We start from the raw sequence: 19963 nt of genomic DNA on the forward strand, positions 1-19963 counted from the left end.
TTTATCGTCACCGTCTAAGCCGAACCGCCAACTCTGGAACACTAACAGCGGCCCAACGTTTGAAATCATCGGTGACAACGTCACTCGCGAACTCTGAATAGTGACTGTACTGGTCCCTGAACACGGGCATACCCCGCACCACTAGCGAGCATTCTTCCCGCCCACAGAACGGCACATTCTGGTCATAGAACTTAATGCTTTTGTGACTCTGCTGTAGGGCATCGACGAGAGGCTGGAAACTCTCATCCATGTCATTGCGCTGCTTCAGCGCAATGGTGCAATCTTGCTCAGGTTGTTTCAAAGGACGAGCAAAGCACCCTTTGAGATCGCCGTCACGCCTGATGTGAGGCTTGAACATGACGACCAAGATGTTCTGCTTCTCCAAGACATCGATCCTTGCTTGGATGCGTTCTATGGTCTGCGGAGTTTGCTCGGGATTGAGACCGGCAAGAATTGCAACCCGAATGCTTCCAGCCGCGACGATATTGTCTATGAAGACTTTCTGACGGTATGCACGATCACCCGAACACGGACTGGTGTCCTTGGGAGCATTTGGGTCGGACGTTACCTCCATGTCAATCGGACATGTGCCTACGGAAAGTATGGAGAAGCGCCCGAAATAATCGTGTGACGCGAACCCGGGATAGAGATGGTTGGCGAAGCTGCTGCCCAAGAGCAGGATTTCCGGAGGTTTGTCCTGGTTGATGCTGCAAAACCACCAGTTGTACTCACTCGCATCAGGGAATGGATGATTGGTCGTGCACTGATCGTTCTTGGAAAACTTCCAGATCGGACCCACAAACTGCTGGTTGACCTTGACCGTGTGCTGTATGACGCCCCGATCCTCCAAACCATTATTCTGGAATATGTAAAGACCACAGCATCCGATCACGATCATAGACAGCGTCAACAGGGCCGTCTTGAACCGGAAGCCGCTTTTGCGCAGCGGGCGTTCGACCAGCAAATATGTCAAGGCGGCCAGTAAGATCGCACCCCCAATGGCAAAGAGTCCAGCGCGCGTGGACAACGGCTCACTGTTGATGATGTGTAGGTAGGAAATGATCGGCCAGTGCCATAGGTAGAGCGGATAGCTGATCAGTCCGATCCACACCAGGGGCTTTATGGAAAGCACATACCGGTTGAGAAGCGCCTTGGGTCCCGCAGCGATCAACAAGGTCGCGCCCAATACAGGCGCCAGCGCAGCCCATCCGGGGAACACGGTCTTCGGTGTGATGTTCATGAAACCATATGCCAGACACAGCACACCCAACACAGACAAGCACTGAGCTCCAATGGTCATCCATAAGCCACGTCGGCTGCCTTCTGCAAAATGGAAGTTGAGGTACGCCAGCGCGGCACCCAGCAGCAGTTCCCAAGCGCGGGTGTAGGGCATGTAGAAGACGAATGTCTTGTCATACCCGATGTATTGGACGTTGTAGACAAATGACGCCAAGGCGAGAACCAGGACAACGCCGAGCAGACGGACGCGAAATCGAAATGCAGCCCACAGCACAATGGGCCACACGATGTAGAACTGCTCTTCGATGCCAAGCGACCAGAGGTGCAGCAGCAGCTTCTTCTCGGCAGAAGAGTCGAAGTACCCCGACTCACTCCAGAGCACAAAATTGGAGATGAACGCAGCCCCACCTGCAATGTGCTTTCCCGTCTCCTTGTACTCATCGGCGAGCAGCAGGAAGTACCCTGAGACCAGGCCGCCGATTAGGACCAGCAGCAGCGCAGGAAAAATCCGCTTGATCCGCCTTGCGTAGAAGTCCTCGAAGCTGAAAGTTCCCGCTCGCAAGCCACTCAAGATGATCGAACTGATCAGATAGCCCGAGATGACGAAGAAGATGTCGACACCAATGAATCCCGAGGGAAGGAGACTCGGAAAGGCGTGATAGATAACTACAGCCGAAACTGCAACTGCCCTCAGTCCGTCGATGTCCGCTCGATACTTGATAGCGTTTTCACTCATCCGTGGTTTGGCTCAGGCAAAAGGTATGGATTGTATCGACGGCCCCCATACCGATTTGTCTTCACTACACATCCCCGGGACGCTGATGAACTGTGTAAGCTGTGGCGCGACAAGTTCTTGGTTGGGAAAAGCCAACACATTTACCAGCAATCGCAGATGAAGCTCTGCTCCCAAAAACGTTGCGGAGCCCAGAAAAACAACAGGCAATAAAAAAGGACTGACGATCTCTCGTAAGTCCTTGTTTATCCAGCGTTTTATCTGGTGGGCGGTGCAGGGTTCGAACCTGCGACCCCTGCCGTGTGAAGGCAGTGCTCTACCACTGAGCTAACCGCCCGATTGATCTGGCCGATCTCTCGGAAGCCTCAGATTATAGCCAGGTTTTTGGCGTTTTCAGGCCGACTCGACAATGCGCCACACAGTTTTTCCTTTGCTGGCCTTGTCGAGGTCGGCCAACACGCTGTCATGCGCCTGGCTTTCCTGTTCGTTGGCGCGCAGCACGGGCAGTTCGAAGGTGCTGAGATCCAGCACTTCGACCACACCACCCTCACCGGGTGCGTCGCCCAGGTCGATCAGCAGCGCGTCCTGGCCACGCGTCATGTTGATGTAGACGTCGGCCAGCAGTTCGGCATCGAGCAAGGCGCCGTGCAAGGTGCGGCCGGAGTTGTCGACACCAAGGCGGTCGCACAGCGCGTCCAGGCCGTTGCGTTTGCCCGGGAACATTTCCTTGGCCATCACCAGACTGTCGGTGACCTTGCCGAGCACGGTCTTGATCGGCGCGCGACCCAGGCGCTCCATTTCCTTGTTGAGGAAGCTGATGTCGAAGGGCGCGTTGTGGATGATGACTTCGGCGTCGCGCAGGTAGTCCACCAGCTGGTCGGCGATGGCGGCGAACTTGGGTTTGTCGCGCAGGAACTCGTTGCTGATGCCGTGCACCTTGAGCGCGTCTTCGTGGCTGTCGCGCTCGGGGTTGACGTAGAAGTGCAGGTTGTTGCCGGTGAGCTTGCGGTTGAGCAGCTCGACACAACCGATTTCGATGATGCGATCGCCGCTCTCGGCCGACAGGCCGGTGGTTTCCGTGTCGAGGACGATCTGGCGCATCAGTGGTTCTCTTTCGCGTGGTTGATCGAGTACTTCGGAATTTCGACGGTCAGGTCGGACTGCGCCACGATGGCCTGGCAGGACAAGCGCGAGTTGGGCTCCAGGCCCCAGGCGCGGTCGAGCAGGTCTTCTTCGCTCTCGTCGAGTTCGTTCAGGCTGTTGAAGCCTTCGCGCACGATGACGTGGCAGGTCGTGCAGGCGCAGCTCATGTCGCAGGCGTGCTCGATGTTGATCTTGTGGTCGAGCAGGGCTTCGCAGATCGAGGTGCCGGTGGGCGCCGTGATGCTGGCGCCCTGGGGGCAGTATTCGGGATGGGGCAGGATCTTGATCGTGGGCATGGGGTGGGGTTCAGACTTCTTCGAGTTTTTTGCCGGACAAGGCCTGCTGGATGCCGCGGTTCATGCGCAGGGCGGCGAAGGGTTCGGTGGTCTTGGCCAGCTCGCTGGTGGCGTTGACGATGGCATTGGCGTCGTCGCCCGCGGCCGTCTGGCTCAGCGCGACCATCAAGGCATCTATGCGCTCGCGGTCGGCAGGCGACAGCAGATCGGCGTCGGCGGCCAGTGCGGTGCGCGTGGCGGCGATCATGCGGTCGGCGTCCACGCGCGCTTCCACCAGCGCACGCGCCTGGATGTCCTGCTCCGCGGTGGCAAAGCTGTCCTGCAGCATGGCGGCAATCTGTTCATCGCTCAGGCCATAGGCGGGCTTCACGTCCACCCGCGCCTCGACGCCACTGCCCTGCTCTTTGGCGCTCACCGACAACAGGCCGTCGGCGTCCACCGTGAAGGTCACGCGAATGCGCGCTGCACCGGCCACCATGGGCGGGATGCCGCGCAGTTCAAAACGCGCCAGGCTGCGGCAGTCGGCCACCAAGTCGCGCTCACCCTGCACCACATGCAGTGCCAGCGCTGTCTGGCCGTCCTGGTAGGTGGTGAAGTCCTGCGCCAGTGCGGTCGGGATGGCGCTGTTGCGCGGCACGATACGTTCGACAAGGCCACCCATAGTCTCGATGCCGAGCGACAGCGGAATCACGTCGAGCAGCAACAGGTCACCGTCGCGGCTGTTGCCGGCGAGCGCGTTGGCCTGGACTGCAGCGCCCAGTGCCACCACTTCGTCGGGGTTCAGGTTAACCAGCGGTTCGCGGCCGAAGAATTCACCCACGCTGCGGCGGATCACCGGCATGCGCGTCGATCCACCGACCATCACCACGCCCTGCACCTCATCCCTGGTGACACCGGCGTCGCGCAGCACCTTGCGCACGGCGCTCATGGTGCGCGCGGTGAGCGCGCTGGTGCAGGCCTCAAAGTCGGCCGGGGTCACCGGCTGTTCGATGGTCTGCCCTGCCACCACGGCACGGAAAGTTTCGCGCTCGGCCGCCGACAAGGCTTCCTTGACGCGGCGTGCCTCGGCCTGCACGGCGGCGCGCTCCGACGCATTGAGCGGGGTCGTCACGCCTTGTTGTGCCAGCACCCAGGCCACCAGGGCCTGGTCGTAGTCGTCGCCACCCAGGGCCGAATCGCCGCCGGTGGCCATGACCTCGAACACCCCCTGGGTGAGCCGCAGGATGGAGATGTCGAAGGTGCCACCGCCCAGGTCGTAGATGGCATAGACACCTTCCGAACCGTTGTCCAGGCCGTAGGCAATGGCAGCGGCGGTGGGCTCGTTGATCAGGCGCAGCACGTTGATGCCGGCCAGTTGCGCGGCGTCCTTGGTGGCCTGGCGCTGCGCGTCGTCAAAGTACGCTGGCACGGTGATCACCGCGCCATAAAGCTCGTCGTCAAAACTGTCTTCGGCACGGAAGCGCAGCGTGGCCAGAATCTCGGCGCTGACTTCCATCGGGGTCTTGCGACCGGCCACGGTATCGACCACGGCCATGCCGTCCTGCTCCACCACCGTGTAGGCGAGTGTGTCGACGTCGGCCACCTGCGCCCGGTTGCGGCCCATCAGGCGCTTGACCGAGCTGACCGTGTTGGCGGGGTCCTGCACCTGTGCGGCCAGCGCCTCGAAGCCGATCTGGCGGCCCGAGCCGCCTTGTGCCGGGTCGAGGTAACGCACCACGCTGGGCAGGATCACGCGGCCATCGATGGCGGGCAGGCATTCGGCCACGCCGTGGCGCACCGCTGCCACCAGCGAATGGGTGGTGCCGAGGTCAATGCCGACCGCCACGCGCCGCTGGTGCGGGTCGAGCGACTGGCCGGGTTCGGAAATCTGCAGAAGCGCCATGGGTCAACGATCAATTCATAAAGCGGAACGGGCTATTGTCCCAGCAGATCGATGCGGTTCTCCACATCGCTGGCAAAGCGCTCAACGAACATAAGGGCTCTGACCTGCCGCGCCAGCGCCGGCCAGTCCTGCTGCTGGTCGGCGGTGGTCAACAGGGCTTGCTGCATCTCGCGCCGCGCGCCTGCCACCTCGTCGGCCATGCGCTCCAGATCGGCCAGGCTGCTGGCCTCGTCAAGGTCTTCGCGCCATTGCATCTGCTGCATCAGGAAGGCGGCGGGCATGGCGGTGTTGTTCTCGGCCTGGATCGGTGCGCCGTGCAGCTCGCACAGGTAGGCCGCGCGCTTGAGCGGGTCCTTCAGGCGCTGGTAGGCCTCGTTGATGCGCACCGACCACTGCATGGCCTGGCGCTGGCTCTGGGCGCCGGCGGTGGCGAAACGGTCGGGGTGGGCCTCGCGCTGCAGATCTTTCCATCGCGCATCGAGCGCGGCGCGATCCAGCTCGAAGCGGGGGTTCAGGCCGAAGATCTCGAAGTCGGTGGATTGCAGGTTCAGGTTCATGGCAGGTTCATGCGCTGCGCCGCTTTGGCAGAACAAAGCCGCCGGCGCTGTGGAGCGCGGGCGGCCTGGCGGGTGACCGCGGCAGCGTCAGATGCGGAAACTCTCGCCGCAACCACAGCGGTCGCGTTCGTTCGGGTTGTTGAAGCGGAAGCCCTCATTGAGGCCTTCGCGCACGAAGTCCAGCTGCGTGCCGTCGATGTAGGCCAGCGCCTTGGGATCGACCAGCACCTTCACGCCGTTGTCTTCGAACACCACGTCTTCCGGCGCGATCTCGTCGGCGTACTCCAGCTTGTAGGCCATGCCGGAGCAGCCCGTGGTCTTCACGCCCAGGCGCACGCCCACACCCTTGCCGCGCTTGGCAATGTAGCGGTTGACGTGCCGGGCAGCGGCTTCAGAAATCGAGATGGCCATTTTTTGTGCTCACTCCATGGCGCCGCATTCTGCAAGGTGTCTTCTCAAGCACATGCCACAGAACCGGCTTTGCCGGGCTGTGGATGTGGTCCCCTTGGAAGGAAGACACGAAGCGGCGCAGGGGGATCCTTTAGTTGACGTGCTTCTTGCGGTAGTCGTCCACCGCAGCCTTGATCGCGTCTTCGGCCAGGATGGAGCAATGGATCTTCACCGGCGGCAGGGCCAGTTCTTCGGCGATCTCGCTGTTCTTCAGCGCAGCGGCCTGGTCCAGGGTCTTGCCCTTGACCCATTCGGTCACCAGCGACGACGAAGCAATGGCCGAGCCGCAGCCGTAGGTCTTGAAACGTGCGTCTTCGATCACGCCGGTACTCGGGTTGACCTTGATCTGCAGCTTCATCACGTCGCCGCAGGCCGGTGCGCCCACCATGCCGGTGCCCACCGAGTCGTCGCCCTTTTCAAAGGAACCGACGTTGCGGGGGTTTTCGTAGTGGTCAACAACTTTGTCTGAATAGGCCATGGTTTTTCTCCTTCAATGCGCTGACCACTGGATGGTGGACAGGTCGATTCCGTCTTTGAACATTTCCCACAGCGGGGACAACTCGCGCAACTTGGCCACGTTTTCCTTGATGGTGGCGATGGCGTAGTCGATTTCTTCTTCGGTCGTCCAGCGCCCGATGGTCATGCGCAGGCTGCTGTGCGCCAGCTCGTCGCTGCGGCCCAGGGCCCGCAGCACATAGCTGGGTTCAAGGCTGGCCGAGGTACAGGCCGAGCCCGACGACACCGCCAGGCCCTTGATGCCCATGATGAGCGACTCACCTTCGACGTAGTTGAAGCTCATGTTGAGGTTGTGCGGCACACGGCGCGTTTCGTGGCCGTTGATGAAGACCTCTTCCACGTCCTTCAGGCCGGCAACCATGCGGTCGTGCAAAGCCTTGATGCGCACGTTCTCTTCGTGCATCTCGAGCTTGGCGATGCGGTAGGCCTCGCCCATGCCGACGCACTGGTGCGTTGGCAACGTGCCCGAGCGCATGCCGCGCTCATGGCCACCACCGTGCATCTGCGCTTCGATGCGGATGCGCGGCTTGCGGCGCACGTACAGCGCACCGATGCCCTTGGGGCCGTAGGTCTTGTGCGAGGTCAGGCTCATCAGGTCGACCGGCAGGGTCTGCAGGTCGATGTCGACACGGCCGGTGGCCTGTGCGGCGTCCACGTGGAAGATCACGCCCTTCTCGCGGCAGATCGCACCGATGGCAGCAATGTCCTGCACCACGCCGATTTCGTTGTTCACGAACATGACCGAGGCCAGGATGGTGTCGGGGCGGATGGCGGCCTTGAAGGCCTCCAGATCCACCAGACCGTCTTCCTGCACGTCGAGGTAGGTCACTTCAAAACCCTGGCGCTCCAGCTCACGCATGGTGTCGAGCACGGCCTTGTGCTCGGTCTTCACCGTGATGAGGTGCTTGCCCTTGGTCTTGTAGAAATGTGCCGCGCCCTTGAGCGCGAGGTTGTTGGACTCGGTCGCGCCGCTGGTCCAGACGATTTCGCGCGGATCGGCGCCGATCAGGGCGGCGATCTGCTCACGTGCGGTCTCCACCGCCTTCTCCGCCTCCCAACCCCAGGCGTGACTGCGCGAGGCCGGGTTGCCGAAGTGTTCGCGCAACCAGGGAATCATGGCGTCCACCACCCGCGGGTCGCAGGGGTTGGTGGCGCTGTAATCCATGTAGATGGGGAAGTGCGGAGTGCTCATGTCAGACGGTGCGTGGGCTGTCGGATGTTGTGGAATCGGGAACCGGCGCGGGGGCAAAGCCCCGGCCGGCCGGTCGGGCTCATTTGGAAAACGCGGCGCCTCCCAGGGCGAACACCGAGTTGGGGGCATTGACGCGGATCGGTTTGACCACCGGGGCGCTGGAAATGGCGCGCTTGATCAGCGGCGCGTTTTCCACCACCACACCCTTGGCCAGTTGTTCGTCCACCAGCGATTGCAGGGACACCGAGTCGAGGAAATCGACCATCTTGGCGTTGAGCTGGGCCCAGAGTTCGTGGGTCATGCAGCGGTGGCCTTCGCCCAGGCAGTTTTCCTTGCCGCCACACTGGGTGGCATCGATCGGCTCGTCCACCGACACGATGATGTCGGCAACGGTGATGTCGGCCGCCTTGCGGCCCAGCGTGTAGCCGCCGCCCGGGCCACGGGTGGATTCCACCAGTTCGTGGCGGCGCAGCTTGCCGAACAACTGTTCCAGATAGGACAGCGAAATCTGCTGGCGCTGGCTGATGGCAGCCAGCGTGACGGGACCGTTGTTCTGGCGCAGGGCCAAGTCGATCATGGCGGTGACCGCGAAGCGGCCTTTGGTCGTGAGGCGCATTTCAAGCTCCTTGATATGTTGGCTTGACTGTCGTGGCATGGCCCAAAGGCTGATAGGCCCCTGAAGCCGCTTCTCCACCCCACCCCGATCCGTTGCGGATCTTTTTATTGACTGAAGACTATCCCGACTGTTTTGATCGAGTATATCCCAAAGCCTACTCTTTTGCTCGGCATTTTACTGGTTAACCCTCTCTCGCCCGGTCGCGGACGGGCTCAGGACACGCTGTCGACGCCCGGCGCGCCGAACACCTGGGCCTTCAGGCGCGCAAGTTGGTCGCGCACGCCGGCGGCCTTTTCGAACTCCAGATTGCGTGCGTGTTCCAGCATCAGCTTCTCCAGCCGCTTGATTTCGCGCGCCACATCCTTCTCGCTCATGTCCTCGACGCTGGCGCGTTGGGCGCTCTCGGCGGCCAGGCGGTCGGCTTCCTTGCCCGCCTTCTCGCTGTAGACGCCATCGATCAGGTCCTTGATGCGCTTGTTGATGCTGCGCGGTTCGATGCCCATGGCCAGGTTGTGTGCGATCTGCTTGGCACGCCGGCGCTGGGTTTCGTCAATCGCCCGTTTCATCGAATCGGTGATGCGGTCGGCGTACAGGATGGCGCGGCCGTTGAGGTTGCGCGCCGCCCGGCCGATGGTCTGGATCAGGCTGCGCTCCGAGCGCAGGAAACCTTCCTTGTCGGCGTCCAGAATGGCCACCAGCGACACCTCGGGGATGTCCAGGCCTTCGCGCAGCAGGTTGATGCCCACCAGCACGTCGAAGGTGCCCAGGCGCAGGTCACGGATGATTTCCACCCGCTCCACGGTATCGACATCGCTGTGCAGATAGCGAACCTTGACACCGTTTTCCGTCAGGTAGTCGGTGAGTTGCTCGGCCATGCGCTTGGTCAGGGTGGTGATCAGCACGCGCTCGTTTTTCTCCACACGGATGCGGATTTCCTGCAGCACGTCGTCCACCTGGTGGGTGGCCGGGCGCACCTCCAGTTCGGGGTCGACCAGACCGGTCGGGCGCACCAGTTGCTCGACCACCTGGCCGGCGTGGGTCTTTTCGTAGTCGGCCGGCGTGGCCGAGACAAACACCACCTGGCGCATGCGCTGCTCGAACTCGTCGAGCTTGAGCGGCCGGTTGTCCAGTGCGCTGGGCAGGCGGAAGCCGTATTCGACCAGCGTGGTCTTGCGCGCCCGGTCGCCGTTGTACATGCCGCCGAACTGGCCCATGAGCACGTGGCTCTCGTCCAGGAACATCACCGCGTCCTTCGGCAGGTAGTCGGTCAGGGTGGACGGTGGTTCGCCCGGTGCGCTGCCGGCCAGGTGGCGCGAGTAGTTCTCGATGCCCTTGCAGTGCCCCACCTCGCTCAGCATTTCCAAGTCAAAACGCGTGCGCTGCTCCAGCCGCTGGGCTTCCACGAGCTTGCCCTCGCCCACCAGTTGCTTGAGCCGGTCGGCCAGCTCCAGTTTGATCGCCTCCACCGCGTGCAGCACCTGCTCGCGCGGCGTCACGTAGTGGCTGCTGGGGTAGACCGTGAAGCGCGGGATTTTCTGCCGCACCTTGCCGGTGAGCGGGTCGAACAGCTGCAGGGTTTCGACCTCGTCGTCGAACAGCTCGATGCGGATCGCCATCTCGGAGTGTTCGGCCGGAAACACGTCGATGGTGTCGCCGCGCACGCGGAACTTGCCGCGCGAAAAATCCTGCTCGTTGCGGGCGTATTGCATGCGCACCAGTTGGGCGATCAGGTCGCGCTGGCCGATCTTGTCGCCGGTGCGCAGCGTCATCACCATCTGGTGGTAACTCTCGGGCTTGCCGATGCCGTAGATGGCCGAGACGGTGGCGACGATCACCACGTCGCGCCGCTCCAGGATGCTCTTGGTGCAGCTCAGCCGCATCTGCTCGATGTGCTCGTTGATCGCGCTGTCCTTCTCGATGAACAGGTCGCGCTGCGGCACATAGGCCTCGGGCTGGTAGTAGTCGTAGTAGCTGACGAAGTACTCGACTGCGTTCTTCGGGAAGAACTCGCGGAACTCGCTGTAGAGCTGGGCCGCCAGGGTCTTGTTGGGCGCGAACACGATGGCCGGGCGGCCGAGCCGCGCGATCACGTTGGCCATGGTGAAGGTCTTGCCCGAACCGGTCACGCCCAGCAGGGTCTGGAAGACTTCGCCATCGTTGACGCCTTCCGTGAGCTGGCGGATCGCCTCGGGCTGGTCGCCCGCGGGCGGATACGGCAGAAACAGCTCGAAGGGCGAGCCGGGGAAACGCAGGAACTCGCCCTCGGCGGGCGCGTCGTTCACCCCTTCAGCTGGCTGGTCTTTCGGCGTCGGGGGCAAGGTCGTCTGGGGCATCGGACGATTGTGCCGGATGGTCAGCCTCGTCGCTGGTGCCAATGGGGCGGACCCTGCGCACGCCGGGTTTGGCCAGCAGTTCCACATAGGCCTGCTCACCGCCCTCGCGCGCCACGGCGTCGAGTTGCCCCATCAAGGCCGACAGGTGCACCACTTCGGCGGCTTCCTTGGTGGCGCCGAAGCGGCAGTCGAAGTCGAGGAAGTCCACACCCTCGGGCAACTCGCGGCGGCGCTCGCGCTTGAGGTATTTGCGGATTTCGTGCTTCACAGCCTCGAGCACGCGGTCGCGGTGGCGACCCTCTTGGGTCAAGGCAAAGGTTTTTCTCATGGCGGTCGGGCGCGTGCGGCGCAGAGTCAGGGACGAAGCGCGCGATTATGCGCGCCGGGGTATCCTCGCCCGCTTATGAGCGCCCGAGAACACCATCCGACCCCCAGCAAGGACGAGATCGCCCTGCTGCCACCCTTCGAGCAGCTCGGGCTGGACCGCATCACCCTGGTGCAGACCGGCGATCAGGCGCGGGCCGCCTGCGCAGCGCTGATCGCGCACACGGTGTGGGGCTTCGACACCGAGTCCAAACCCACGTTCTTCAAGGACCAGGTGTCCGACGGGCCGCACATCGTGCAGCTCGCCACCACCGAGCACGCCTGGGTGTTCCAGCTGCACGACCCGGACTGCCGCGCGCAGGTGGCCGCGCTGCTGGCCCATGCCGGCCACATCAAGGCCGGCTTCGGGCTGGGCGACGACACCAAACGCATCGTGAGCAAGCTGGCGGTGGAGCCCTCCGCCGTGATGGACCTCAACGCGGTGTTCCGCGCGCGGGGGTATCGCAAGGACATGGGCGTCAAGGGCGCGGTGGCGGTGCTGTTCAACCGCCGCTTCCTCAAGTCGAAAAAAGCCGCCACCTCGAACTGGGCCAATCCGCGCCTGAGCGAAGCACAGCTGGTCTACGCCGCCAACGACGCCTGGGGCGCAGCGCGCGTGTACCACGCACTCGGTCTCTGACGGCCGCTCAGCGCCGTTGCCGCAAGGGCGTGAGCAGATCGCTCAGGCCGTTGTGGTCGATCTCCTGCATCAGCGCCAGCAGGCGCCCGATCTCGCCTTTGGGGAACCCTTCGCGCGCAAACCAGTTGAGGTAGTTGCCCGGCAGGTCCGCGATCACGCGGCCCTTGTACTTGCCGTAGGGCATTTCCACCGTGAGCAGGCGCTCCAGGTCTTCGGCTTTCATGCGCCGCGGGTGCTGGCGCGGTCCAGCCAGGCGCGCACGCAGGTGTTGAATTCCAGCGGTTTCTGGGCCATCACCCAGTGGCCGGTTTCCAGCGCCAGCACCTCGCAGCCCGGCGTCTGCGCCAGTTGCTCGATCCAGCGCGCCGAATGGAACATGAAGGGTTTGCGCCGGCCGTAGACGAACAGGGCCGGCATGTCCTCGCCCAGCAGGTGGTCCACGCGCGCCGCGCCACGCAGGCCACCGTGCGCACCGAACCAGGCCATGGCATAGGGGTAGTTCATCTGCCAGCCGATGCGCTCGGGCGGGTTGCGGCAGCCAATCGCGCGCGCCATGCGGCGGCTCATGCGGTTGGCCAGGCCGGGCCACACCGGGCCCAGTTTCCAGGCCAGCGCCAGCCAGAGCTGGTAACCGGCGATCATGGCTTTCTGTTTGCCGCTGAGGCTCTTGAGGTAGGCGCCGGAGCTGGTGTCGCCGATGTCGACACCGATCACGCGCTCGACACGCTCGGGGTGGCGCGCCGCGAACTCGTAACCGAAGAAACAGCCCCAGTCGTGCAGCAGCAGGGTCACCGGTTGTTTGGGGCTGACCGCGTCAGCAATCTGCTGGATCAACTTCGTCATGGCGGCCACCGACAACGCGCGCGGCGGCTGGTTCAGGTCGTAACCCGGCAGGCAGAAACGCGCGCAACGGTAACCGTCGCGCAGCGCGGCCACGGTGCTGTCCCAGAGTGCGAGGGTGTCGGGCCAGCCGTGCAGCATGAGCACGGTGTGCGTGCCCTCGCCCTCTACCCACACCTCCACACCGTCGATCTGCAGGGTAGATGTCATGGTGGGTGTGCTCTGGAATGGTCTGGCGGTGCCGGAGCCAGATGGTAGCGCCGAAAACCCTGCCCGGTACCGCAGCACACCAGCGCCTTCGCCAGCAAGGCCGGACCCACCTGTGACGAAACGGAACACCGGCCCATCAGGGAAAGCCCCGGGGTGCGGCGGTGCAGCGGCAGCGCCATCATGATCGGCAGAGGGCGTGCCCGCACGCCCACGACCACCCAACCCTATCGGCCCCGAATCGGAACACCATGAGCGCCATTGCCCCCTCCCCGCTTTCGCACGCCGCCGGCGCGCACCAACCACCCCTGCTCGACAGCACCATCGGCGCCGCGCTGGCCGGCGCTGCGCAGCGCTGGGGCGAACGCGAGGCGCTGGTTATCCCCCAGCAGGGCGTGCGCTGGACCTGGGCCGAGCTGCTGGAGCGCACCGACGCGCTGGCTGCCGGCCTGCTGGCCCTGGGCTTGCAGCGCGGCGACCGTGTCGGCATCTGGGCGCCCAACTGCGCCGAGTGGACGCTGATGCAGTTCGCCACCGCGCGCGCCGGCCTGGTGCTGGTCAACATCAACCCGGCCTACCGCAGCAGCGAACTGGCCTACGCGCTCAACAAGGTCGGCTGCAAGGCACTGGTGCTGGCGCCCGCGCTCAAGACCAGCAACTACATCGAGATCCTTCGCAGCCTGGCGCCCGAGCTTGACACCTGCGCCCCCGGCCAGTTGCAGGCCAAGGCCCTACCCGAGCTGCGTTGGGCAATCCGGCTCGGCACCGACAGCACGCCCGGCATGCTGCGCTTCGACGAGTTGCCGGCACGGGCCGGCGAGGCACAACGCGCGCAGCTGGCCGCCATCGGCCCCACGCTCTCGCCCGACGACGCCATCAACATCCAGTTCACCTCGGGCACCACCGGCTTTCCCAAGGGCGCGACGCTGAGCCACCGCAACATCCTGAACAACGGCTTTTTCGTCGGCGAGGCGATCCGCCTCACGCCGCAGGACCGGCTCTGCATCCCGGTGCCGCTGTACCACTGCTTCGGCATGGTGATGGGCAACCTGGCCTGCGTCACGCACGGCTGCGCCATGGTGTACCCGTCCGAGGCGTTTGACCCTCTGGCCGTGCTGCAGGCGGTGCAGGCCGAGCGCTGCACCGCGCTGTACGGCGTGCCCACCATGTTCATCGCGGTGCTCGACCACCCGCAGTTCGCGGCCACCGACCTGTCCAGCCTGCGCACCGGCATCATGGCCGGATCGCCCTGCCCGATCGAGGTGATGAAGCGCGTGCAGTCGCAGATGAACATGCGCGAGGTGACCATTGCCTACGGCATGACCGAGACCTCGCCGGTCTCGACCCAGAGCGCGGTGGACGACCCGGTGGACCGGCGCGTGTCCACCGTCGGCCGCGTGCAGCCGCACCTGGAGGTGCAGATCGTCGACACCGACGGCCAGGTGGTGCCGCGTGGCACGGTGGGCGAACTGTGCACGCGCGGTTATTCGGTGATGCAGGGTTATTGGGGCGATGCGGAGAAAACCGCCGAGGCCATCGACCCCGAGGGCTGGATGCACACCGGCGACCTGGCGACCATGGATGAAGAGGGCTACGTGAACATCGTCGGCCGCCTCAAGGACATGGTGATCCGCGGTGGCGAGAACGTCTACCCGCGCGAGATCGAGGAGTTCTACTACCGCCACCCCAAGGTGCAGGACGTGCAGGTGGTCGGTGTGGCCGACTCGCGCTACGGCGAGGTGCTGTGCTGCTGCATCGTGCTCAAGCCCGGTGAACAGGCCACGGTGCAAGAGCTGCAGGATTTCGCACGCGGCCAGATCGCCCACTACAAGGTGCCGGCCTACATCGAGTTCGTCGATGCCTTCCCCATGACCATCACGGGCAAGATCCAGAAGTTCGTGCTGCGCGACACGATGATGAAGAAGCTGGGCCTGAAAGCCGCCGCCACGGCCTGACGCCTCCGCGCGCGCGGCACTTGCTACAGTCGGTGCCCCTGGCCCGGTTGGAGGCCTCGGTGAACCAGCGGGTGCAAAGGCGATGCGTTATTTGGTGGTGGGAACCAGCGGGGCGGGCAAGTCCACTTTTGCGCAGGCACTGGCAGAGGCCACGCAGTGCCCCTGGGTCGAGCTCGATGCGCTCTACTGGGGCCCGCAGTGGCAGGCCGTGCCGCACGAACAGTTCGAGCGCGACGTGCTGGCCGCCACCACCGGCGAGCGCTGGGTGGCCGACGGCAACTACAGCGCGGTGCGGGATGTGCTGTGGCCCCGCGCCACCCACATCGTGTGGCTCAACCACGGCCGCTGGACGGTGTTTTCGCGCGTGCTCTGGCGCACCCTGGTGCGAGGCATGGCCAACGCGCCCCTCTCCCACGGCAACCGCGAATCGTTGCGCATGGCCTTCTTCTCCAGGGATTCGATCCTCTGGTGGTCGTACTCGACCTTCGCAAAGAACCGGACCAGGTTCGCCGCCCTGCGCGACAGCAACCAGCACGCCCACCTGGAATGGACCGAGATCACCCGGTCTTCCGAGAGCCGGGCCTTCATCGAGCGCCACACCGTTCGCGGCCGCCGCGACACACAAGCGGCGCCTCCAGCGCAGCCCTGAGCGCTCGGCGCTCAGCGCAGCAACGTCAAGGCCAGGCCCGCCAGCGCGCACGCACCCAGCAAGGGCAACAGGCCCAGCCGGAAGCGGAACAGCGCCACCAGCGCGGCCAGGGTGATGAACGCCGAAGCCAGGTCGATTGGACCGGCGAAGCCCTGCGGCCACCACACGTGGTACGCGAAGAACAACGCCAGGTTGAGGATCACGCCCACCACCGCGGCGGTGATGGCCGACAGCGGCGCGGTGAAACCCAGCTTGCCGTGCGTGGCCTCCACCAGCGGGCCGCCCGCCAGGATGAATACGAAAGATGGCAGGAAGGTGAAGAAGGTCACCACGCAGGCCGCCAGTGCGGCGCCGAGGAACAACGCGTCCGGGCCCAGCACGGCATGGGTCCAGCCGCCGACAAAGGCCACGAAAGCCACCACCATGATCAGCGGGCCGGGCGTGCTCTCGCCCAGCGCCAGGCCATCGATCATCTGCGCCCCGCTGAGCCAGTGGTGCGTTTCCACCGCGCCCTGGTACACGTAAGGCAGCACCGCGTAGGCGCCGCCGAAGGTCAGCAACGCGGCCTTGGAGAAGAACCAGCCCATCTGCGCCAGCGTGCTGTGCCAGCCCTGTGTGGCCAGCAGCACCGCCATGGCCAGCAGCCACAAGGCCAGGCCCACACCCAGCACGCGTGCCAGGTGCCGGCGCGAAAAACGCGCGTGCGCCGGCGTCGGTGTGTCGTCGTCAATCAGGGCCGGGCCATAACCTGCCACGTGCTTACCCGCACCACCACCGAGCGCAAACACCTGCGGCCACCGGCGTGCACCGAAGGAACCGATCAGCGCCGCCGCCAGCACGATGGCCGGGAACGGCGTGCCGAAACCGAAGATGGCCACGAAGGCCGCTGCAGCAATGCCCCACATCCAGCGGTTGCGCAGCGCACGCGTGCCGATGCGGTGTGCGGCGTGCAGCACCAGCGCGGTCACCGCCGGCTTGATGCCGTAGAAGATGCCGGCCACCACCGGCACGTCACCAAAACGCAGGTAGACCCAGGACAGGCCGATCAGGATGAACAGCGAAGGCAGCACGAACAGCACGCCGGCCACGATGCCGCCCCAGGTACGGTGCATCAGCCAGCCGATGTAGGTGGCGAGCTGCTGCGCTTCGGGGCCGGGCAGCAGCATGCAGTAGTTCAGCGCGTGCAGAAAACGTTTCTCGCTGATCCAGCGCCGCCGTTCCACCAGCTCGGTGTGCATGATCGCGATCTGCCCGGCCGGACCACCGAAGCCGATGAAGCCCAGCTTGAGCCAGAAGCGCAACGCTTCAAAAAAAGCCACAGGTGTTGGCGTGCTGGACATGGGCAAAGAACCGTTGGGGGATAGGGGCGAGCGCAATGTACATCACGCTCTTGACGGCGATGAGACACACTGGCACAAAGACTGCGCTCTGCAACTGAATTCGCCCCACAGCACATTGATGCCGGCGCGAATTCTTTCGAATTACAACAACGATGGAGCCACATGCCAAGCACTCATTCCCGCGACCGCGTCCTGAATTGGGTGTTGCCCTTGTTGCCGGCGGCCATTGCGTTTTTGCTGCTGTGCCTGGTGGTGGTGGCGGTCGAACGCACCGTGGCCGACGAAATCAAGCGCCGCGCGAGTTTTCGCGTCGAGCTGACCGCGCAGCTCTACGCCGACCAGCTCTCGCGCACGCTCGCGCACCGCGCGGCCGAACTTGTGTTGATGGGCGAGATGTCGCGCTCCGAGATCGGCGTCAACAACTGGCGCGCGCAGATGCAGCGCCTCAAGGACAGCTCGCCCTCCTATGTGTGGATCGGTGCCACCGACGCCGAGGGTGCGGTCGAGGTCGCGAGCGACGCCTTGCTCGAAGGTGCTTCCATCGCCACGCGCAACGTGTTCGTCAACGGCCGCGACGGGCTCTGGTTCGGCAGCCTGCATCCGCCGGTGGTCCTGCAGGAACTGCTGCGTGTGAACGGCCTGCCGGTGCCGGCCGAGCTGGCCGACATTGCAATGCCGATCTACGACGCCGCCGGCCAGCCGCGCGGCATCATCGCCTCCCACCTGGACGCGCAGTCGTTTGAAGAAGAGCGCCAGCTCGCACTCGGGCCGCTGGCCGCGCGCTGGCAGCTCAGGCTGGCGCTGGTGGACGCCGAGGGCCGTGTGCTGATCGGAGACCACCCCGCCATCAGCGAGCAGGCATGGCACGAGCTGCTGGCCGCACCCGCCGAACAATCGCGCGAGGTGCTGGACGAACGGGGTGCGCCGTACCTGCTCTCGCGCCACACCGTGCGGCCGCTGGATTCGCAGTTGCAAACCTCATGGCAGGTGGTGAGTTCGCAGCCACTGAGCACCGCGCTGGCGCCGGTGGACGAACTCAAGCACAGGGTGCTGGCCTGGGGCGGTGGCGCCACGCTGCTGCTGGGCCTGGCTGGTTTTGCGCTGTCGCGCCACCTGTCCCGGCCCTACAGCGAGACCGAACGCCACCTGCGCGAACAGGGCGAGGTGCTCAGCGCCGTCATCGGCTCGGCCAGCGACGCCGTCATCAGCGTCGGTGTGGACGGGCGCATCTCGCTGTTCAACCCGGCGGCGGCACGCGTCTTCGGCCACAGCGCCGAGCAGATGATCGGCCAGCCGCTGGACGTGCTGCTGCCGCGCTCCCACCTCGCCCTGTACCAGCTCTATCTGCGTGGTCTGGCGAAGCCACAGGCAACCTCCGGGCCGATCGGCATGGGACTGGTCACCGGCCTGCGTGCCGACGGCCAGGAGCTGGACCTGGAGGTGTCCATCTCGCAGATCACGGTGAGCGGCAACAGGCAGCTCACTGCCATCCTGCGCGACGTCAGCGAACGTGTGCGCGCCGAACGCGCGCTCACGCAGTCCCGGCTCGAACTCTCCGAACTCACGCAGCGCCTGCTGCAGCAGGAGAAACAGACCGCACGCAAGCTGGCGCAGACCTTGCACGACCAGTTGGGCCAGACGCTGGGCGCGATACGCCTGTCGTTCGACGCGCTGTGCGCCATGCTGCCCACCGACCTCGCGGCCAAGACGCTGGAGCGAGAGCGCACGCTCGCGCAGTTGATCGAAACCGCCAACCACGAGGTGCGCCAGGCCCTGGTGTCGCTGCGCCCGCCCTTCCTCGACGAGAGCGGCTTGCAGGCCGCGCTGGCGTACGAGCTGCAGGCACGCGCAGCCGACGCGGAGCCGGTGGCCCTGCGGCTGGACGTGGCGCCTTCGTCGTTCGACCTGCGCTGGCCGGCCGACGTGGAATATGCGGCCTTCATGGTGGCGCGCGAAGCGCTGGCCAATGCGGTGTTGCACGCGCGCGCCGACGAGGTGGTGGTGCACGTGGACGGCGCGCCGGCCTGGCTGCACCTGCGTGTGACCGACGACGGCGCGGGCCTGAGCGACGAGCAGCTGGCGGCCGGCCGGCCAGGGCATCTGGGCATCGTGGGCATGCGCGAGCGTGCCAACGCCATCGGCGCGCGCATGGACGTCAAGGGCTTGCCCGGAGGGGGCACCGTGATATCTCTCACGTGGGAGGCTCAAACGGTCCAGGGTTCCGCGGATCAGGGCCGGCAGGGGGGTGGTCTGGGCTATCCTGCCTAGCAGCTGTCCCCAAGGTGTCAACCTCTCCTTCGCATCTGAAAAGAAAAAAGAAAGGCAGGCCCCAGTCCATGAGTGACATCTATCTGGTCGACGACCACGCCATGATGAGAGACGGCCTGCGTGCCGTGCTCGAAGCGGCCGGCCATCAGATCGTCGGCGAGTCGGACCACCCCACGCCCGCGCTCGCCGATCTGATCCGCCTGCTCCCCACCGTGCTGCTGCTCGACCTGCAGCTGGACCAACGCTCGGGCTTTGAACTGCTGGAGCAGGTGCAGCGCCGCAAGCTCAGCACCCGCACCATCTTGCTGACCATGTCGGCCCAGCCCCGCCATGTGGCCGAGTCGATGCGCCTGGGCGCCTATGGCTACGTGCTCAAGGGTTCGTCCTCGCGCGATGTGCTCAAGGCCGTGGAAGAGGCCAGCGAAGGACGCAAGCACCTGGGCGCCGGTGTCGCGGAACTCGCGGTGGAAGGGCTGATGAACGAATCGGCGCGCGGCAGCATCCAGTCGCTCTCGGCACGCGAACAGCAGGTCATCCTGCTGGTGGTGCGGGGCCTCACCAGTGCGGCCATCGGCGAGCAGTTGCACCTCTCGCCCAAGACGGTGGAGTCTTACCGCAGCCGCCTGATGGCCAAACTCGGCGTGGGCGACCTGCCCGCGCTGGTGCGGCTGGCGATCCGCGAAGGCCTGATCAGCGCCGACGACAACTAAGACGCGGCCGGACCGCGTCGGCGGGCAGCTCCTG

Annotated in this window: 19 protein-coding genes and 1 tRNA gene; 5 read left to right on the top strand and 15 right to left on the bottom strand. The window is 64.8% G+C overall.

The features are described from left to right. Positions 1–7: 7 nt before the first annotated feature. The 12 genes from HPA01S_RS20015 to HPA01S_RS20070 form a co-directional block, all read right to left on the bottom strand. A complete protein-coding gene (locus HPA01S_RS20015; RefSeq protein ID WP_066272843.1) occupies positions 8–1975 on the bottom strand; it encodes an acyltransferase family protein in 1968 nt (655 codons plus the stop codon). A 259-nt stretch (positions 1976–2234) separates the two neighbouring features. After that, positions 2235–2309 (bottom strand) — tRNA-Val (locus tag HPA01S_RS20020). Between the two features lie 56 nt (positions 2310–2365). Further along, complete coding sequence (dnaQ, locus tag HPA01S_RS20025; protein WP_174525309.1) at positions 2366–3073, bottom strand: DNA polymerase III subunit epsilon; 708 nt, start codon at positions 3071–3073, stop codon at positions 2366–2368. Further along, positions 3073–3411 (bottom strand): ISC system 2Fe-2S type ferredoxin, encoded by a 339-nt coding sequence (gene fdx / locus HPA01S_RS20030; RefSeq protein WP_066272845.1) that lies wholly within the window; start codon positions 3409–3411, stop codon positions 3073–3075. Before fdx ends, dnaQ begins: the two co-directional genes overlap by 1 nt. A gap of 10 nt (positions 3412–3421) precedes the next feature. Further along, positions 3422–5293: a Fe-S protein assembly chaperone HscA gene (gene hscA, locus HPA01S_RS20035; RefSeq protein WP_066272847.1), complete on the bottom strand. Its 1872-nt coding sequence runs from the start codon at positions 5291–5293 to the stop codon at positions 3422–3424. A 32-nt stretch (positions 5294–5325) separates the two neighbouring features. After that, positions 5326–5844, bottom strand: a complete 519-nt coding sequence (gene hscB / locus HPA01S_RS20040) for a Fe-S protein assembly co-chaperone HscB (protein WP_066272892.1) — start codon at positions 5842–5844, stop codon at positions 5326–5328. A gap of 93 nt (positions 5845–5937) precedes the next feature. Continuing rightward, positions 5938–6261 carry an iron-sulfur cluster assembly protein IscA gene (gene iscA / locus HPA01S_RS20045; protein WP_066272849.1) on the bottom strand — a complete coding sequence of 108 codons (324 nt, stop codon included), beginning with the start codon at positions 6259–6261 and terminating at the stop codon, positions 5938–5940. Positions 6262–6391: 130 nt separating this feature from the next. Then, entirely contained in the window at positions 6392–6778 is a 387-nt protein-coding gene (iscU, locus tag HPA01S_RS20050) for a Fe-S cluster assembly scaffold IscU (protein WP_066272851.1), read from the bottom strand. A 12-nt stretch (positions 6779–6790) separates the two neighbouring features. Next, the gene (locus tag HPA01S_RS20055) at positions 6791–8008 is read right to left on the bottom strand and encodes an IscS subfamily cysteine desulfurase (protein ID WP_066272852.1); all 1218 of its coding nucleotides are present in this window, start codon (positions 8006–8008) and stop codon (positions 6791–6793) included. A gap of 79 nt (positions 8009–8087) precedes the next feature. After that, positions 8088–8624, bottom strand: coding sequence for a Fe-S cluster assembly transcriptional regulator IscR (gene iscR / locus HPA01S_RS20060; RefSeq protein ID WP_066272853.1), 537 nt, complete (start codon positions 8622–8624; stop codon positions 8088–8090). A 212-nt stretch (positions 8625–8836) separates the two neighbouring features. Beyond that, complete coding sequence (gene uvrB, locus HPA01S_RS20065) at positions 8837–10957, bottom strand: excinuclease ABC subunit UvrB (protein WP_084360851.1); 2121 nt, start codon at positions 10955–10957, stop codon at positions 8837–8839. Next, the gene (locus HPA01S_RS20070) at positions 10911–11285 is read right to left on the bottom strand and encodes a DUF6172 family protein (RefSeq protein ID WP_066272855.1); all 375 of its coding nucleotides are present in this window, start codon (positions 11283–11285) and stop codon (positions 10911–10913) included. Before HPA01S_RS20070 ends, uvrB begins: the two co-directional genes overlap by 47 nt. A 75-nt stretch (positions 11286–11360) precedes the next feature. Here HPA01S_RS20070 and HPA01S_RS20075 point away from each other — a divergent pair, with 75 nt between their 5' ends. After that, positions 11361–11960 (top strand): 3'-5' exonuclease, encoded by a 600-nt coding sequence (locus tag HPA01S_RS20075; RefSeq protein ID WP_066272858.1) that lies wholly within the window; start codon positions 11361–11363, stop codon positions 11958–11960. 7 nt (positions 11961–11967) lie between these two features. On the opposite strand, the gene HPA01S_RS20080 is transcribed toward HPA01S_RS20075, so the two are convergent. Then, on the bottom strand, positions 11968–12183 hold the full coding sequence (locus HPA01S_RS20080; protein ID WP_066272859.1) for a DUF3820 family protein: 216 nt from the start codon (positions 12181–12183) through the stop codon (positions 11968–11970). Then, a complete protein-coding gene (locus tag HPA01S_RS20085; RefSeq protein ID WP_066272860.1) occupies positions 12180–13010 on the bottom strand; it encodes an alpha/beta fold hydrolase in 831 nt (276 codons plus the stop codon). The genes HPA01S_RS20080 and HPA01S_RS20085 overlap by 4 nt, the downstream gene beginning before the upstream one ends. Before the next feature lie 248 nt (positions 13011–13258). Here HPA01S_RS20085 and HPA01S_RS20090 point away from each other — a divergent pair, with 248 nt between their 5' ends. Both HPA01S_RS20090 and HPA01S_RS20095 read left to right on the top strand, forming a co-directional pair. Continuing rightward, positions 13259–14962 carry an AMP-binding protein gene (locus tag HPA01S_RS20090; protein WP_066272862.1) on the top strand — a complete coding sequence of 568 codons (1704 nt, stop codon included), beginning with the start codon at positions 13259–13261 and terminating at the stop codon, positions 14960–14962. A gap of 82 nt (positions 14963–15044) precedes the next feature. Next, the gene (locus tag HPA01S_RS20095) at positions 15045–15611 is read left to right on the top strand and encodes a P-loop NTPase family protein (protein WP_066272864.1); all 567 of its coding nucleotides are present in this window, start codon (positions 15045–15047) and stop codon (positions 15609–15611) included. 11 nt (positions 15612–15622) lie between these two features. Here HPA01S_RS20095 and chrA read toward each other — a convergent pair whose 3' ends face one another. Further along, positions 15623–16951 (bottom strand): chromate efflux transporter, encoded by a 1329-nt coding sequence (gene chrA / locus HPA01S_RS20100; protein WP_066272865.1) that lies wholly within the window; start codon positions 16949–16951, stop codon positions 15623–15625. A 162-nt stretch (positions 16952–17113) separates the two neighbouring features. On the opposite strand from chrA, the gene HPA01S_RS20105 reads away from it, so the two are divergent. Together HPA01S_RS20105 and HPA01S_RS20110 are read left to right on the top strand one after the other, a co-directional pair. Continuing rightward, the gene (locus HPA01S_RS20105) at positions 17114–19219 is read left to right on the top strand and encodes a sensor histidine kinase (protein ID WP_084360852.1); all 2106 of its coding nucleotides are present in this window, start codon (positions 17114–17116) and stop codon (positions 19217–19219) included. Positions 19220–19287: 68 nt separating this feature from the next. Further along, positions 19288–19929, top strand: coding sequence for a response regulator (locus tag HPA01S_RS20110; RefSeq protein ID WP_066272873.1), 642 nt, complete (start codon positions 19288–19290; stop codon positions 19927–19929). Positions 19930–19963 lie beyond the last annotated feature (34 nt).

It is taken from the genome of Hydrogenophaga palleronii NBRC 102513 (genome assembly GCF_001571225.1).
GTDB lineage: Bacteria > Pseudomonadota > Gammaproteobacteria > Burkholderiales > Burkholderiaceae_C > Hydrogenophaga > Hydrogenophaga palleronii.

Coding starts and splice junctions, on each gene's coding strand:
- HPA01S_RS20015 (WP_066272843.1), bottom strand. CDS start 1,975: ATGAGTGAAAACGCTATCAAGTATCGAGCGGACATCGACGGACTGAGG.
- dnaQ (WP_174525309.1), bottom strand. CDS start 3,073: ATGCGCCAGATCGTCCTCGACACGGAAACCACCGGCCTGTCGGCCGAG.
- fdx (WP_066272845.1), bottom strand. CDS start 3,411: ATGCCCACGATCAAGATCCTGCCCCATCCCGAATACTGCCCCCAGGGC.
- hscA (WP_066272847.1), bottom strand. CDS start 5,293: ATGGCGCTTCTGCAGATTTCCGAACCCGGCCAGTCGCTCGACCCGCAC.
- iscA (WP_066272849.1), bottom strand. CDS start 6,261: ATGGCCATCTCGATTTCTGAAGCCGCTGCCCGGCACGTCAACCGCTAC.
- iscU (WP_066272851.1), bottom strand. CDS start 6,778: ATGGCCTATTCAGACAAAGTTGTTGACCACTACGAAAACCCCCGCAAC.
- HPA01S_RS20055 (WP_066272852.1), bottom strand. CDS start 8,008: ATGAGCACTCCGCACTTCCCCATCTACATGGATTACAGCGCCACCAAC.
- iscR (WP_066272853.1), bottom strand. CDS start 8,624: ATGCGCCTCACGACCAAAGGCCGCTTCGCGGTCACCGCCATGATCGAC.
- uvrB (WP_084360851.1), bottom strand. CDS start 10,957: ATGCCCCAGACGACCTTGCCCCCGACGCCGAAAGACCAGCCAGCTGAA.
- HPA01S_RS20070 (WP_066272855.1), bottom strand. CDS start 11,285: ATGAGAAAAACCTTTGCCTTGACCCAAGAGGGTCGCCACCGCGACCGC.
- HPA01S_RS20075 (WP_066272858.1), top strand. CDS start 11,361: ATGAGCGCCCGAGAACACCATCCGACCCCCAGCAAGGACGAGATCGCC.
- HPA01S_RS20080 (WP_066272859.1), bottom strand. CDS start 12,183: ATGAAAGCCGAAGACCTGGAGCGCCTGCTCACGGTGGAAATGCCCTAC.
- HPA01S_RS20085 (WP_066272860.1), bottom strand. CDS start 13,010: ATGACATCTACCCTGCAGATCGACGGTGTGGAGGTGTGGGTAGAGGGC.
- HPA01S_RS20090 (WP_066272862.1), top strand. CDS start 13,259: ATGAGCGCCATTGCCCCCTCCCCGCTTTCGCACGCCGCCGGCGCGCAC.
- HPA01S_RS20095 (WP_066272864.1), top strand. CDS start 15,045: ATGCGTTATTTGGTGGTGGGAACCAGCGGGGCGGGCAAGTCCACTTTT.
- chrA (WP_066272865.1), bottom strand. CDS start 16,951: ATGTCCAGCACGCCAACACCTGTGGCTTTTTTTGAAGCGTTGCGCTTC.
- HPA01S_RS20105 (WP_084360852.1), top strand. CDS start 17,114: ATGCCAAGCACTCATTCCCGCGACCGCGTCCTGAATTGGGTGTTGCCC.
- HPA01S_RS20110 (WP_066272873.1), top strand. CDS start 19,288: ATGAGTGACATCTATCTGGTCGACGACCACGCCATGATGAGAGACGGC.